Source organism: Kibdelosporangium persicum (genome assembly GCF_013280595.1).
GTDB lineage: Bacteria > Actinomycetota > Actinomycetes > Mycobacteriales > Pseudonocardiaceae > Kibdelosporangium > Kibdelosporangium persicum.
Window position 1 is genome coordinate 182,932 of the sequence record NZ_JAAATY010000009.1, and the last position, 14,429, is coordinate 197,360.

Genomic DNA, 14,429 nt, shown 5'->3' on the forward strand with positions numbered 1-14,429 from the left:
ACGGTGCGAAGCATGGATCTGACCGCGACCACCACAGACCTGGCCAATGCGGCCGCCGAGGCAGTGCGCCTGCTGCCGGGGCGGACGCTCGACCCTGTGCTCGCCGGGCTGCTGCTGACCGCGTCGGACGACGGTGTCGTTCTGGCGGGCAGCGACCGGGAGCGCGCCATCCGGCTGTCGTGCTCGGCCACCGTGCACACCTCGGGGCGTGTGCTCGTGCCGGCCAAGCCGTTCGCCGAGACTTTGCGCGCCCTGGACGTGCCGATGGTGCGCCTCGCCGTGGAGGGTGCGCGGTTAGCGGTCCGGACGCCCAACGCTCGATTCGCCTTGCCGCTCCTCGACGCGGACTTGCACCCCGGTACGCCGACCACGCCTCCGCTCGCAGGCTCGGTCGACGGCGACCTGTTCGTCACCGCGCTGGCGACCGTCGCCGCGACCGCGTCGCGCGATGAAGCGTTACCTCTGTTCACCGGCGTCCGTGTCCGTGCGGACGGTGACCGGTTGGTGCTGGCCGCGACCGACCGGTACCGCATGGCGGTCGCTTCCCTGCCGTGGACACCGGTCGCCGCGGACCTGGATGCCCTGATCCCGGCGACGCTCCTGGCCGAGGTGGCCAAACAGGCCCGCGGACAGGTCGCACTGCACGCGGACGACAACCGCATCGGCTTGGCGTGGGACAACTCCGTGGTCACCACGGCATTACTCGACGGCTCGTTCCTTAGCGAGAGCAAGCTCGTCTTGTCCGCCGTCGACACCCACGTCGAGGCCGACACTGACGCGCTGCTCGCCGCCGTCCGCCGGGTCGCGCTCTACGCGGACAACCGCGGCGTGCTCAAACTCGAAGTCGGGGACAACGAGGTCCGCCTGCGCAGCGCCGACCAACAGGCAGGCGAAGCCGAGGAGACGGTCAAGGCCGACGTGTCCGACGGCCGCACGTCGCCGTCGTTCCAGTCGCGCTTCCTCGTCGACGCCCTCAAACCGTTCTCCGGCGGCCGAGTCCGCCTGGCCATCCAGCCAGGCATGCGCGCAACCGTGTTCAGCTCACCCGACCCCAACGAGGCCATGGACCTGCGCTACATGGTCGCCCCCATGCGCCCACCAGCCACATAACGAGAAGGAGCCCCTATGCACCCAGACCCCACAACCGAATAGCCATCGGCACCCGCGCCGCACCGCCCGGGGATAGCAGTGCGGCGGGACAAGGCCACCGCAACGCCAGGTGTATGCGCACCCAGCTTGGCCGTGCCTGGGCACACTTCAGGTGAGCCGGGCTTGCCCAGCCTCCGAACAGTGCTGGGCCCGTCCGGGGAAGGCGAGCGTGCTCAACGGCCACCGGCTCCAGCCGGACCAGCCTGACCACCTCGGTTCAAGGACCTGGACATGCGGCTCGCCAGGGTGGAGGCTGCCACGAGGTCGCGGCGACGGCAGGAGCACGCAGCCGAACAGCCGCACGATCTCGCTATCGACCAGGCGCCTTGTCCGCACTGGACACGCGGCTCGCCGGGGCGAACGCGCCACGAAGTCGCGGCAAGATCGAGGCAACGGTAGGAGCACACAACCCGACCAGCCGCACGATCTCGTTGCCGTCCAAGCCCGGCCGGGCCTCGGCCAGGACCACTTCGGCCACGATCCGGGTCTCCAAGTTGCCGTCTGCGCAACTCACGATCCTGGTCTCCAGGTCGCCGTCTTCGGCAAGTCGCGGCCGTGGATCAGGGCTGGGCGGGCTCAGGGTGGTTACGGATGTAGTCCAGCTGCGCGCGGACCGACCACTCCGCCGGTCCCCACAGCGCCTTGTCCACGTCGGCGTACACGACTTCGACAACCTGGCGTGCGGTCGCATGCGGACCGAGCTGCTGCAACGCGGCACGGACCTGGTCGAGCCGTTCCTCACGGTGCGCGAGGTATTCGCTGGCCACAGCGGCGAGGTCAGGCAACTCCTCACCGTGGCCGGGCAGCGCGGCGACGCCGGTGATCGTCCGCAGGAGCCGGAGCGTGTCGAGGTAGTGGCCAAGCGACGAGATCACGGTCGTACCGCGGCCGAGGATCGTGTCGCCGGTCAGTACGGCGTCGTCGAGCTGGAAACAGATCGAGTCGTCGGTGTGGCCCGGCGTGTGCAGCACGGTCAGGTCGAGTCCCGCGGCCGAAACCACTTCCCCATGGGCCACAGGCTCCGCGTCCCGGCAGAGCTTCCGGTCGAACGCGCGGATCGGAGCGCCCGTGAGCTCGGCCAGCTTGGGTGCGCCGCCGACGTGGTCGGGATGGTGGTGGGTGATCAGGATCAGCGAGATCGGGCCGCAGTCCGCCACGCGGGTCAGGTGCGGGATGTCCTCGTAGCCCGGGTCCACCACGACGCAGTCCGAGGCGTCCGGGCCGCGCAGGATCCACGTGTTGGTGCCGTCGAGCGTCATGTCGCCGGGATTGTCCTCAAGCATCACCGAGGCGGTCGGCGTGACCTCACGCAACACGCCGTATGCCGGATGCACCACGCTCACGGGTTCCTCCCTCGCGATCTCAGCCCAGCGTGTCGTCTGGTCGTGCGTCGAGGTGACCGACGGCGCGGCCGTACGCCGGGTCGCCGGGCAGGACCGGCCGCAGGACGCGGCCTTCCCTGATCACCTTGGGGATGATCTTGCTGATCGTCCGGTCGGTCGCCATCGCGGCCGCGACCGTCGGCTGTTCGCCGAGTTCGGACAGGGTCATCCAGGTCGGCGGCAGCAGGCCGCGCTCACCTGCCTTCCACAGGCCGATCGCGTCCGCCGGGCGGCGCCACTCCGCGTGGTCCGCTTCGGACGTCGACCCGTCCGCGCGTTGGCCTTCCGGAAGGGCGGCGATGAAGAACCTGGTGTCGTAGCGCCGGGGTTCCTCGGCGGGCGTCACCCAGTTCGCCCACGGCCGCAGGAGGTCCGCGCGCAGCACGAGCCCGGTGTCGGCCAGGAACTGCGCGAACGAGAACTCGCGCTCCACCAACGACTTCCGGGCGGATGCGTACGGCCGGGTGTCGGAAACGACGCTGTCCGAATCCGGGCCGGCGAGCAGCACACCGGATTCCTCGAACGTCTCCCGCACGGCCGCGCACACCAAAGCGCGCGCGAGCGGTACCGGGCACGCGAACTTCTCCGCCCACCACTCCGGTTGCGGGCCGGACCATGCGATCGCCGCGTCCGCGTCCCGTTTGTCGACGCCACCGCCAGGGAAAACGCTCATCCCACCGGCGAACGCCATCCCGACGACGCGGCGCAGCAGGAAGGCCTCGATGCCGTCCGGGGTGTCTCGCAGCAACACGACTGTGGCCGCGTCCTTCGGCGTCACCGGCGGATCAGGGAACTCGTCCGGAACCATCGATTCCGGCAGAACCATCTCCTTCGGTAGTTCACGCACAACGCGAGCCTAAGCCCGGGGCGGGCCGCGCACGGGGTGACCCGGCTCACCGGTCGATACTGGGCGCGTGGACGAACAAGTGCGGGTTGGACTGATCGGTGCCGGACTCTGGGCGGAACGCGCGCACGCGCCGGGCCTGGCCGAGCACCCGGGGGTGCACTTCACCTCGGTCTGGGCACGTCGCCGCGACGCGGCCGACACGATGGCCAAGGCGTACTGCATCGAACCGGCCGATTCCCCGGCGGAACTCTTCGACCAGGTCGACGCGGTCGCCTTCGCCGTCCCTCCGGCCGTGCAGGCCGAGCTGGCGCTGCGGGCGGTGGCCGCGGGCAAGCACGTGATCCTGGAGAAACCCATCGCCGCGACCGTCGACGAAGCGAAACGACTCGCGGGCGCGATCGCCGACGCCGGAGTGGTGTCGCTGGTGTCCCTGGTCCGCCGGTTCGCGCAGGAGACCAAGGACTGGCTGGCGGATCTGCACGCGACCGGCGGCTGGGTCGGCGGCAACGCCCAGTGGATGTCCGGCGCCCTGCTGTCCGAGGACTACTCGGGTTCGGCGTGGCGGCACGAAAGCGGCGCGCTGCTCGACGTCGGCCCGCACGTGATCGACCTGATGGACGCCGCCCTCGGCACGATCACCGATGTTCTGGGCGCGAGCCGCGGCCAGCGGGACCTCTGGCACTTCATCCTCGGCCACGAGACCGGCGCGACGAGCACGATCACGATCTCGCTGAGGATGCCGCTCCGGCCGACGGTGGTCGACTTCAGCGTGTACGGCGACAACGGCTACCGCACCTTGCCAGGCCGCGAAACCCCCTCGGACCAGGCCTTCACAGTCCTGCTCGACGACTTCGTCGCGATGGTCCACAGCGGCACGACAAGCCATCCCTGCGACGCCCAGCGCGGCCTGCACCTGCAACGCATCATCGAGGACATCGCCCGGGAGACCGAGAAACCACCCGGACCTGAGTGAGCAGCCCCCGAATCCAACCTACCGAGCGGGTCCGACAACTCGGGCAGGCAGCGGAGCCGTCGTCCACAGCCGGTCCGGTCGGCCAGCGGTTGTCCACAGGCACGCTCAGGGTTGTCCACAGGCGCGCAGGTCCGCCGGAGGTTGTCCACAGCTGTGCGGAAACCGGAACCGGCCACCCGGCATCGGACGCATGAAAAGGGCCGTACGGCCGCACGGCCCTTTTCCGAAAACGCTCAGGCGCCGGGTGGGAAGCGCGGTGGTTCGACCGAGCCGCCCGCGGTGGGCGGGACGCCGTTGATGATCCGGGGCGTCGCCGCCGACGGGCTCGACCACTTCGCTTCGGCGTCGGAGTGCCTGCCGGACTTGTCGGTCTGCCAGCTCAGCTTCTTGTTGCTGGACGCCTCTGCCTGCTCCCGCTTGGCCAGCTCTTCCTGTAACTGGCGCAGCAGGTCGCGTTCCTGGTCGTTGAGGTCACTGTCCTCGAACGTGTCCTTCGAGGACGCGGCCGAGGGAGCCGGAGCCGGCGCCGGCTTCTTCGGCTTGGTGACCGGTTCGGGCTCGTCAACGCTGCTTGTCGCTTGACGCAGCCCGGGTTGGTCGAAATTTGGCCGCTCCGGGCGGGCCGGGGGCTCGGTCACCGCGTCGGGCACGGGCTCGATCACCGGTTCGATGACGTTGGTCGTCTCTTTCGGTGACGGCTTCGGTGCCTTGCCCGACGTCGTGGCCGGCGGGTCCATCTCCGGGATCCAGCTGCTCGTGGCCGGCTGGTCGTCCACCACCGCCACCGCGGGGACGTCGTCCTTCCACGATGTCTCGCGCTGCTGCGCCCAAGTCCGTGAGGTCTCTGAAGCAGGCTCCTCTACGGCCCCGTCGAACGAGACCCGGCGTGCCTGCTGCATGCCCTGGCGGTGGTACTCGCTCAGCGGCGAGTTGTCCCGCAGGACCTCGACGGCCGCGCGAATCCCGGCTCGCCGCAGGGCGTGCTCGATCCGGTAGGCGGTCGCGGGCGGGAAGCCGCGCGGGCCGATCTCGACGAGCACGAGCCGGTGCGGCACGGACCCGGCGACCGCCCCTGCCGGGGTGGTCCGCCAGACGCACCACAGCGCGCGGACGTCCGGCAGGACTTCCAGCACGCGGTGCACGGCGTCGCTCACGCCCGCCTCGGCGCCACCGATCTGCGAGTCCACCAGTCCCGGGTGGAACTTGTGGACCGGCGGACGGGCCCGGCCGTCGTCCACCTTCAACTGCTGGATCAGCGTCGTGTCGCAGTTCGCCTCGGCGAACATCGCCTCCAGGTCTCTGCGCTCCACCGGCGACAGCGGAATCCGGCCGGCCACCAGGCAGCCGGCGATCAGTTCCAGCGAGCGGTCCAGTTCCGCCGAGGCCAGCAGCTCGCGGGCGTCGGTCAGCGCGTCGTCGTCCAACCTGCCAGCGAGGCCCAGCAAGAGGTCATGGACACGGATCGGGAGCGCAACGCGGTCAGCGACCTGGGTCACGACTTCTCTCCATTCCAGCTGGTCGAGCGGGCGCGTCAGCTCGGGACCAGGTGGCCCCCTTCTGCCGCACCCATGGCCAACGGCACCGATGCCGCCAGTGCCGCCTGGTGGTACCGAGGAAGCAGGATGCCCCTCGGGATCACCTCGACGCTCGGCTCGTGTTCACCGAGCGCACGCAGTACCCGTTGCAGTTCGCCGGCGAGCTTCGCGCACTGCGTGGTCGCAGTCACCAGGACGACACGCGTGGCAGCACCACCACCCGTTCGTGGCAGACGCCACGTCCCGCGGACCTCACCGATATCGGATCGGTCCCGAACAATCGCCCCAAGAACTACACCCGTGGAGTCACCCATGCTCACCCATTCGGGCGACTCTGACGTGAAGGTGTAGTCGACTTCGGCGATTTCGTCCACCCATGGCAGCGCATTCAACCGCTCAGGATCCGCGCCCGCGGGCCGCAAGGCGTTCGTGAGCAGGCGAGACTCTTCCGCGGTGAGTCCGACACGTTCTCGCAAAAGTGTCAGCGGCAACGTGCGGGCGAGTGCGGTCACGGCCCCCGCGGCGAGCCAGTCGCGGAACCGCCAGAGCTGACGGTCGGGCAGACGGCCGGCGAGCCGCAGCAGTAGCTCGTGGCAGTCCGACTCGGCGTAGCTGTCCATAAGAGCTCTCCTCCCAGCGGCGGGCTCAGCCCACCTCGAAGATCACTTCGATCTCGACGGGCGCGCCGAGCGGGAGCTCGGCCACCCCGACGGCGGCGCGGGCGTGCCTGCCCGCGTCCGCGAACACCTCGCCGAACAGCTCCGAGGCGCCGTTGACCACAGTGGGGATCGCCGTGAACCCTTCGGCCGCGGCGACGAACCCGCCGACCTTGACCACGCGCACCACCGCGTCGATGCCGACGAGACTGTGCACGGCGGCGAGCGCGTTCAGCGCGCACGTGCGAGCGTGCGCCTTGCCCTCCTCCGGGCTGATCTCGCCGCCGACCTTGCCGGTCGCGGCGAGGGCGCCCTCGATGAAGGGCAGCTGACCGGAGACGTACACGTGCGATCCGGACCGCACCGCGGGCACGTACGCGGCGACCGGCGCGGCCACCGACGGCAACTGAATGCCCAGCTCAGCGAGCTTCTGCGACCAACTCATGCCTTGGGCCGCTTCAGAAAGGCCACGAGCTGTTCGCCGGTGGGACCCGGCTGCACGGTGACGAGTTCCCAGCCGTCCTCGCCCCACTGGTCGAGGATCTGTTTGGTGGCGTGCGTCAGCAGCGGAACGGTCGCGTACTCCCACTTGGTCATGTGCCGGAGACTATCCCGTGCCGCTTCGTGACGGACCGGACGGCCGGGTAGCGTCCACGAAGTGGAGACGTGGCGAGTCATCGCGGGCCTGCTGATCGGCTTCGGCGGCGTGATCCTCGTGCTGCTGGCGATGGCACAGACCCGGGACCGCAAGGGCGCGACCAACTCGAGCGTGGCGCTGGCCGGTGCGATCTCGTTCACCATCGTCCTGTTGCTCTGCGTGTTGTCGCTGACGGTCCTGCCGGGGCCGGTGGTGTGGGTGGTCGTCGCGGCGGTCGGAGTCACCAACACAGTGCTCTTGCTCACGAGCTGACGCCTGCTGGGAGCGCGCCGTTAATCCGACATTTACGCTGAAGTTGTGACCTCCCCTGTCGTCGGCTGGACCGATCACGTGGCCAGAGCCCGGCTGCACGTGGTGACCGGCAAGGGCGGTACCGGCAAGACGACCATGGCCGCGGCGCTCGCGATCGCGCTGGCGACCGGCGGCAGGCGGGTCCTGCTCGCCGAGGTCGAGGGTCGTCAGGGAATCGCGCAGCTCTTCGACACCGAGCCGTTGCCGTACGCCGAGCAGCGCATCGCGTCCGCGCCCGGCGGCGGTGAGGTCCGCGCGCTGCACGTGGACGCCGAGGCGGCGCTGCTGGACTACCTGTCGATGTTCTACAACCTGGGCATCGCCGGGCGGACGCTGCGCCGGATGGGCGCGATCGACTTCGCCACCACGCTGGCGCCGGGCCTGCGGGACGTGCTGCTCACCGGCAAGATCAAAGAGACTGTCGGGCGCACCGGCGACAACGGCCGGCACCTGTACGACGCGGTCGTCCTGGACGCGCCGCCGACCGGCCGGATCGTGAAGTTCCTCGATGTCACCAGGGCCATGGCCGATCTGGCGAAAGTCGGCCCGATCAAGGGGCAGAGCGAGGGCGTGGTCCGGTTGCTGCACTCCGACGACACCGCCGTACACCTGGTCACGCTGCTGGAGGAGATGCCGGTCCGGGAGACGCTCGACGCCGTCGCCGAACTCGACGGCGCCGACCTGCGACCGGGCGCCGTGATCGTCAACCGGGTCCGGCCGCCACGGCTGCCCGCGCGCTCGGTCACGTCCGCCGCCGGGGGCCGCGTCGACGCGTCGCGCATCCGTACCGGCCTGGAGACGGCCGGGCTCGACCTGGACGAGGACGTTCTCGACGGCCTGGTGGCCGAGACGGTCGAGCACGCGATCCGCGTGCAGGCCGAGAGCACCGCGCGCGAGCACCTGGCCGAAAGCGACCTGCCCGCGCTGGAACTGCCCGAGATGACCGACGGGGTCGACGTGGCCGCGCTGTACGAAATGGCCGAGATCATGGTCGAACAGGGGGTCCGGTGAGCACACCAGCCCTGAAGACCGACGAGCTGATCGACGATCCGTCGACCAAGGTGATCGTCTGCTGCGGCTCCGGCGGGGTCGGCAAGACCACGACAGCCGCGGCCCTCGCGGTGCGCGCGGCCGAGCGCGGCCGTAAGACCGTCGTGCTGACGATCGACCCGGCGCGCCGGCTGGCCCAGGCGCTCGGCCTTCGTGAGCTGGGCAACCAGCCGCGTCGCGTGGAGGTCGACGGGTTCGAGCCCGAGGGCGACCTCTCGGCCATGATGCTCGACATGCGCCGCACGTTCGACGACATGGTGCACGCGCACGCCGGGCCCGAGAAGGCCAAGGAAGTGCTGGCCAACCCGTTCTACCGGACCATCTCCAGTTCGTTCTCCGGCACGCAGGAGTACATGGCGATGGAGAAGCTGGGGCAGCTGGCCGCCGGGGGCGAGTGGGACCTGATCATCGTCGACACCCCGCCGAGCCGGTCGGCGCTGGACTTCCTGGACGCGCCGCAGCGCCTGTCCACCGCGCTGGACGGCCGGATGATCAAGCTGCTGGCCGGCCCGGCCAAGGCGGGCGGCTGGGGGCTTCGCAAGATCGTCGGCGCCGGGTTCTCGCTGTTCGCCAAGGCCGTGTCGACGATCGTCGGCGGGCAGCTGCTGGCCGACGCGTCCGCGTTCGTGCAGGCCTTCGACAGCATGTTCGGCGGGTTCCGGGAACGTTCGACCCGCACGTACGAGCTGCTGCGGTCCGGCGGCACGGCGTTCCTGGTGGTCGCCGCGCCCGAACCGGACGCGCTGCGGGAAGCCAGCTACTTCGTCGAACGGCTCGCCGGTGAGTCCATGCCGCTGGCCGGGCTCGTGGTCAACCGCACTCACCCGGTACTGGCTGAACTGCCCGGCCCGGAGGCCCTCACGGCCGCCGAGGCGCTGGAGCGTCGTGGCGATTCGCCACTGGCCGCGGCCGTGTTGCGATTGCATGCCGATCGGGTATCAGTCGCGCAACGGGAACAGCGGTTGGTCGCCAGGTTCACCCGGGCGCACCAGGGCGTGCCGGTCGCCCGCGTGCCCGCCATGCCATCGGACGTGCATGACCTGGCGGGCCTGCGGCAGATCGGTGAGCAGCTCAGCGCGGGCTGAGCGGCGACGTCGGCGTCAGCCGACCTGTGCGTCTTCGGGTTCGTGCTGGCGACGTGCGTTGTCCAGCAGGTCACGCCACGAACTGACGTCCGGCCTGCGGCGCAGCAACGCGCGACGCTCCCGCTCGGTCATCCCGCCCCAGACGCCGAACTCGATTCTGTTGTCGAGCGCCTCGGCGAGGCACTCGGTGCGCACCGGGCACGCCACGCACACCAGTTTCGCCTTGCGCTGTTCCGCGCCTCGTACGAAGAGCTCATCCGGATCGTCACCACGGCACGCCGCGTTGACGCGCCAGTCCTGTGGTTTGGGATGCGAATACATCTCCCCCAGCTCCTACCGTCGTGTCCATTGCCCGAAGCCCCCCGGCTCCAGCAGCCTGTCGTGACAAAATTGACGACGTTCGAACGCCCCCGGTTCCACCCCTTCGTTGACTACTCGCACACGGGCGCTCAGAAGTCAATGCGATACCGCAGCGTAGTCAGCGGCGGGAAGGGGTTACTCGGTACCCTGGCCTTCGTGCGCTTCACGAGCGGTGTGGTCAAGATGCTCAGCCTCTGTGTGCTGGCCGGAGTGCTGGTCGCCGGGATGCTGTTTCCCATGGTCGGAGCGCTCGGCGTGGCCTCGAACCGGGCCAGCGACACGATCGACAGCGCACAGGCGGAGATGGTCGAGATACCGCCGCCCCTGATCACCTCCATGACCGCCGCGAACGGCCAGCGGATCGCCACGCTCTACGACCAGTACCGGATACCGGTGGCCGCGGAGCAGATCTCGCCGGTGATGAAGGAAGCACTGATCGCGATCGAGGACAGGCGCTTCTACGAACACCACGGCGTGGACTGGAAGGGCACAACGCGTGCCGCGCTGAGCACGAGCGGTGGCAACCAGCAGGGTGGCTCCACGCTCACCCAGCAGTACGTGAAGAACTACCTGATCAACGTCGTCTACCGCAACAACAAGGCCGAGCAGCAGAAGGCACAGGAGGCCAAGGTCGCCCGCAAGCTGCGGGAGGCCCGGCTGGCGCTGCAGCTCGAGCAGAAGATGACCAAGGAAGAGATCATCACCGGCTACCTGAACGTGGTCGAGTTCTCCAACTCGATCTACGGCATCGGGGCCGCGGCGGCGACGTACTTCAACACCACGCCGGACAAGCTGACCGTGCCGCAGTCCGCGCTGCTGGCCGGGATGGTGCAGAACCCGACGATGTTCAACCCGTGGCAGCGCGCCCCGCAGGCGCTCAGCCGCCGCAACGTCGTGATCGACACGATGATCGAGACCGGCCGGGTGTCCAAGGCCGACGGCGAGGCCGCCAAGGCCACCCCGCTGGGCGTGGCCGAGGAGCCGGTGAAGCCCGCGAAGAACTGCAACGGCGCGGGCCCGGAGGCCGGGTTCTTCTGCCAGTACGTCACCGAGTACCTGGAGAAGCTCGGCTTCACCCAGGACCAGCTGGCGACCGGCGGCTACACGATCAAGACCAGCCTGGACCTGAGCGCCACCTCGCTGGCCAAGAAGGCCGCGATGGAGCAGGTGCCCAAGACCACCGACGGCATCGCGAACGTGATGGCCATCGTCAAGCCGGGCAAGGAGAAGCACGAGGTCGTCGCGCTGGTGTCCAACCGCGACTACGGCCAGGACGCCTCGAAGGGCCAGACGCAGTACCCGCAGCCGTACGGCATCGAGAACAAGTTCGGCACGGGATCGATCTACAAGATCTTCACCGCGGCCGCGGCCCTGGAGAAGGGCCTCGGCATCAACACCCAGATCGACACCCCGACGACCTACGTCTCGCACCTGTTCACCGGCGGCAGCGAGAAGAGCTGCCCGCGCACCGAGCGGCCGAACGACGGCAACACCCGGTGGTACTGCCTGAGCAACTACAACGACCAGTACCCACCCCGGATGACGCTGCAGGACGCGCTGGCGAAGTCGCCGAACACCGGCTTCGTCAAGCTGGAGGAGATGCTCGGCAGCACGGACCCGGTCGTGGACATGCTGGTCCGGCTGGGCATGCGCGAGACGATGGCGTCGAACATGAGCGGCAAGCCCGCCAAGCCGGGTGAGGAGTCCCAGGCGCAGCACTTCCGGAGCAAGCCGGGCTACCCGGGCAACGCGTCGCTGACGCTCGGCCCGAGCCCGATGAGCCCGCTTGAGCTGGCCAACGTGGCCGCGACGCTGATGAGCGGTGGCGTCTGGTGCCCGCCGTCACCGATCGTGGAGATCATCGACCGCAACGGCAAGCCGGTGGACCTGAAGGGCAAGGAGCAGCCCTGCGAGCAGGCGGTGGCCGAAGGGCTCGCCAACACGCTCGTGATCGGCCTGAGCAAGGACGACCTGCCCGGCGGCACGGCCCACAACGCGGCGCGGACCGTCGGCTGGAACCGCCCGATGATGGGCAAGACCGGCACGACCCAGGACTTCAAGTCCGCGGGCTTCGTCGGCGCGGTCCCGCAGTACGCGGCGGCGGCGCTGACCTTCGCCGACGGCAATCGGCCGCGCCCGATCAACGTGAACAGCGATCCGCCCCGGCTGTCGGACAACGGCAACATCTTCGGCGGCAAGACCCCGGCCCAGACCTGGTTCGCGGCGATGAAACCGCTGCTGGGCGACGCGCCGATCCTGCCGCTGCCGCCGACCGACCCGAGATACGTCGACGGCGGCCCGGAGACGAAGGTGCCGGACGTCGTCGGCAAGTCCCAGGAAGAGGCGACGAACATCCTCCAGGGCGCCGGCTACCAGGTCGCCGTGCTCCAGCGTGACGACAGCAGACGCAGGGGCACAGTCGTGAGCCAGACGCCACGCGGTACGAAACTGCCCGGCGGCACGATCACGATCTACGTGTCCACAGGCATCGCCCCGCAGCAGCACGACACGCCCGTCAACCCGCCGGCCAGCAGCGGAGCTCCGACAGGCACGCCGCCTCCTACCGGCGGTGAGGAGCCCGGCGGTGGTGAACCCGGCGGTGATCCCGGCGGCGGCGAAGGCGGCGGTGATCCCGGTGGCGGTGAAGGCGGCGGCGGGGGCGACCCCGGCGGCGGCTAGGTCGTGTTTCGAATGTCCCGGTCGATGAGAGTCTGCCCCGGCCGGAGGCTGGAATCGGCTCGGTGGGGCGGTTCCTGGCGTCGCCGCGGATCGCCGCGAATACTGGTTGTCTTTGGGCGGTCCCGCGGTGGCGTCAGGGGCCGCATCCGGCCCGGCTATCGCGATCGGGCATTTGAAACACGGCCTATTACCGGCCTATGTCAGAAAGCCCGCAGGCTCGTGCCTGCGGGCTTTCCGGCATTTCGGCGTGCCGCGACGCGTCAGGAGGTCAGCTTGGCCTTGACGGCGGCGGCGACCCGGCTGCCCTCGGCGCGACCGGCGACCTTGGCGTTGGCGGCCTTCATCACCAGGCCCATCTGCTTCTGGGTGGGGGCGCCGCCGACCTGCTCGGCCACCTCGGCGACGGCCTGGTCGACCAGGCTGGCGAGGTCGTCGTCGGACAGCTGGGCCGGGAGATACTCGGCGATCACGTCGGCCTCGGCGCGCTCGGCCGCTGCCTGCTCGGCACGGCCCGCGGACTCGAAGGCCTCGGCGGCCTCCTTGCGCTTCTTGGCCTCACGGGTCAGCACGCGCTGGATCTCCTCGTCGGTCAGCTCCCGCGCCTGCTTGCCGGCCACTTCCTCGTTGCTCACCGCCGCCAGCACCATCCGCAGGGTGCCCAGCCGGGTGGCGTCCTTGGCCTTCATCGCGACGACCATGTCCGACTTCAACTTGTCCTTGAGCTCCGGCATAACGCGAACGTTACCGCTCACTTCCATCCTGGCGGCGGCTGACACGAAGTCCAGGGGGCGCCGTACCCTCGGATACGTGAGCATGTTGGGCCGAATCGCTTTGACGACGACAGCAGCAGGTGCGGCAGGCATCGCCTACGCGGCCGGGATCGAACGAAGGCGCTGGACACTACGCCAAGCCACCCTGCCGGTCCTCGGCGAAAACGCCCGTCCACTCCGGATCCTGCACATCTCGGACATCCACATGCTGCCGGGCCAGCGCTCGAAACAACGCTGGATCGCCGCACTGGACGCCCTGGAACCCGACCTCGTCGTCAACACCGGCGACAACCTCGCGCACAAGCAGGCCGTGCCCGCTGTCGTGCGTGCGCTCGGACCGCTGCTCAACCGTCCCGGCGTCTTCATCTTCGGCAGCAACGACTACTACGCGCCCAAGCCGAAGAACCCGGCCCGCTACCTGCTGCCCAGCGCGAAGAAGAAGCGCATCCACGGCATCCCCCTGCCCTGGCGCGACCTGCGTGCGGCCATGGTGGAGCGCGGCTGGCACGACCTGACCCACGTCCGCCGCATCGTCAGCGCCGACGGCCGCAACATCGCCGTCGCAGGCGTCGACGACCCACACCTGCGCCGCGACCGCTACAGCGAGATCGCAGGCCGCCCAGACCGCACCGCAGCCCTCCGCCTGGGCATCACGCACTCACCGGAGCCACGCGTCCTCGACGCGTTCGCCAACGACGGCTACGACCTCGTCCTCGCGGGCCACACCCACGGCGGCCAACTCCGCATCCCCGGCTACGGCGCCCTGGTCACCAACTGTGATCTCGATCGCTCCCGCGCCCGCGGCGCCTCCCGCTGGGGCAGCCACATGTGGCTGCACGTCTCCGCCGGACTCGGCACATCCCCTTACGCCCCAGTGCGATTCGCCTGCCCGCCGGAAGCCAGCCTGCTGACCCTCGTACCCAGGACGAACGGCGGGGAAACAGCCAAACCCAATACCCGCTTCGGAGCCCGCGCGGACGTCCGCTAGAGTTAC

General features: G+C 69.6%; 16 protein-coding genes. 7 read left to right on the forward strand and 9 right to left on the reverse strand.

The window, feature by feature from the left end:
• The first annotated feature begins 12 nt into the window (after window positions 1–12).
• Window positions 13–1,110, forward strand: coding sequence for a DNA polymerase III subunit beta (gene dnaN, locus GC106_RS18515; protein WP_173131968.1), 1,098 nt, complete (start codon window positions 13–15; stop codon window positions 1,108–1,110).
• Between the two features lie 349 nt (window positions 1,111–1,459).
• Here dnaN and GC106_RS18520 read toward each other — a convergent pair whose 3' ends face one another.
• From GC106_RS18520 to GC106_RS18530, 3 genes are all read right to left on the reverse strand, one after another.
• Window positions 1,460–1,663, reverse strand: coding sequence for a hypothetical protein (locus tag GC106_RS18520; protein ID WP_173131971.1), 204 nt, complete (start codon window positions 1,661–1,663; stop codon window positions 1,460–1,462).
• Window positions 1,664–1,709: 46 nt separating this feature from the next.
• Window positions 1,710–2,432: an MBL fold metallo-hydrolase gene (locus GC106_RS18525; protein ID WP_217280687.1), complete on the reverse strand. Its 723-nt coding sequence runs from the start codon at window positions 2,430–2,432 to the stop codon at window positions 1,710–1,712.
• Between the two features lie 79 nt (window positions 2,433–2,511).
• Window positions 2,512–3,357, reverse strand: a complete 846-nt coding sequence (locus tag GC106_RS18530) for an NUDIX hydrolase (protein WP_173132351.1) — start codon at window positions 3,355–3,357, stop codon at window positions 2,512–2,514.
• 88 nt (window positions 3,358–3,445) lie between these two features.
• Between GC106_RS18530 and GC106_RS18535 the strand changes: the two genes are divergently transcribed.
• Window positions 3,446–4,351, forward strand: a complete 906-nt coding sequence (locus GC106_RS18535) for a Gfo/Idh/MocA family protein (protein ID WP_173131974.1) — start codon at window positions 3,446–3,448, stop codon at window positions 4,349–4,351.
• Window positions 4,352–4,584: 233 nt separating this feature from the next.
• Here GC106_RS18535 and GC106_RS18540 read toward each other — a convergent pair whose 3' ends face one another.
• Genes GC106_RS18540 through sp36 form a run of 4 tightly spaced genes read right to left on the reverse strand, consistent with a single transcriptional unit; the run spans window position 4,585 to window position 7,139 of the window.
• The gene (locus GC106_RS18540; protein ID WP_173131977.1) at window positions 4,585–5,847 is read right to left on the reverse strand and encodes a hypothetical protein; all 1,263 of its coding nucleotides are present in this window, start codon (window positions 5,845–5,847) and stop codon (window positions 4,585–4,587) included.
• Between the two features lie 35 nt (window positions 5,848–5,882).
• Window positions 5,883–6,506: a hypothetical protein gene (locus tag GC106_RS18545; protein ID WP_173131980.1), complete on the reverse strand. Its 624-nt coding sequence runs from the start codon at window positions 6,504–6,506 to the stop codon at window positions 5,883–5,885.
• A gap of 25 nt (window positions 6,507–6,531) precedes the next feature.
• Window positions 6,532–6,987, reverse strand: a complete 456-nt coding sequence (locus tag GC106_RS18550; protein ID WP_173131983.1) for a RidA family protein — start codon at window positions 6,985–6,987, stop codon at window positions 6,532–6,534.
• Window positions 6,984–7,139, reverse strand: a complete 156-nt coding sequence (gene sp36 / locus GC106_RS18555; protein ID WP_125728025.1) for a Sp36 family protein — start codon at window positions 7,137–7,139, stop codon at window positions 6,984–6,986. Before sp36 ends, GC106_RS18550 begins: the two co-directional genes overlap by 4 nt.
• Window positions 7,140–7,200: 61 nt before the next feature.
• Here sp36 and GC106_RS18560 point away from each other — a divergent pair, with 61 nt between their 5' ends.
• Genes GC106_RS18560 through bagB form a run of 3 tightly spaced genes read left to right on the forward strand, consistent with a single transcriptional unit; the run spans window position 7,201 to window position 9,626 of the window.
• On the forward strand, window positions 7,201–7,452 hold the full coding sequence (locus GC106_RS18560; protein ID WP_173131986.1) for a hypothetical protein: 252 nt from the start codon (window positions 7,201–7,203) through the stop codon (window positions 7,450–7,452).
• A gap of 45 nt (window positions 7,453–7,497) precedes the next feature.
• A complete protein-coding gene (bagA, locus tag GC106_RS18565; protein WP_173131989.1) occupies window positions 7,498–8,502 on the forward strand; it encodes an ATPase BagA in 1,005 nt (334 codons plus the stop codon).
• Window positions 8,499–9,626: an ATPase BagB gene (gene bagB, locus GC106_RS18570; protein ID WP_173131992.1), complete on the forward strand. Its 1,128-nt coding sequence runs from the start codon at window positions 8,499–8,501 to the stop codon at window positions 9,624–9,626. The genes bagA and bagB overlap by 4 nt, the downstream gene beginning before the upstream one ends.
• 15 nt (window positions 9,627–9,641) lie before the next feature.
• Here bagB and GC106_RS18575 read toward each other — a convergent pair whose 3' ends face one another.
• Entirely contained in the window at window positions 9,642–9,947 is a 306-nt protein-coding gene (locus tag GC106_RS18575; RefSeq protein WP_173131995.1) for a WhiB family transcriptional regulator, read from the reverse strand.
• Between the two features lie 195 nt (window positions 9,948–10,142).
• Here GC106_RS18575 and GC106_RS18580 point away from each other — a divergent pair, with 195 nt between their 5' ends.
• Window positions 10,143–12,665 carry a penicillin-binding protein gene (locus tag GC106_RS18580; RefSeq protein ID WP_173131998.1) on the forward strand — a complete coding sequence of 841 codons (2,523 nt, stop codon included), beginning with the start codon at window positions 10,143–10,145 and terminating at the stop codon, window positions 12,663–12,665.
• 260 nt (window positions 12,666–12,925) lie between these two features.
• Here the strand turns inward: GC106_RS18580 and GC106_RS18585 are convergent, their stop codons facing one another.
• Complete coding sequence (locus GC106_RS18585) at window positions 12,926–13,396, reverse strand: GatB/YqeY domain-containing protein (RefSeq protein WP_173132001.1); 471 nt, start codon at window positions 13,394–13,396, stop codon at window positions 12,926–12,928.
• A gap of 82 nt (window positions 13,397–13,478) precedes the next feature.
• On the opposite strand from GC106_RS18585, the gene GC106_RS18590 reads away from it, so the two are divergent.
• Entirely contained in the window at window positions 13,479–14,423 is a 945-nt protein-coding gene (locus GC106_RS18590; RefSeq protein ID WP_173132354.1) for a metallophosphoesterase, read from the forward strand.
• The last annotated feature ends 6 nt before the right edge of the window (window positions 14,424–14,429 follow it).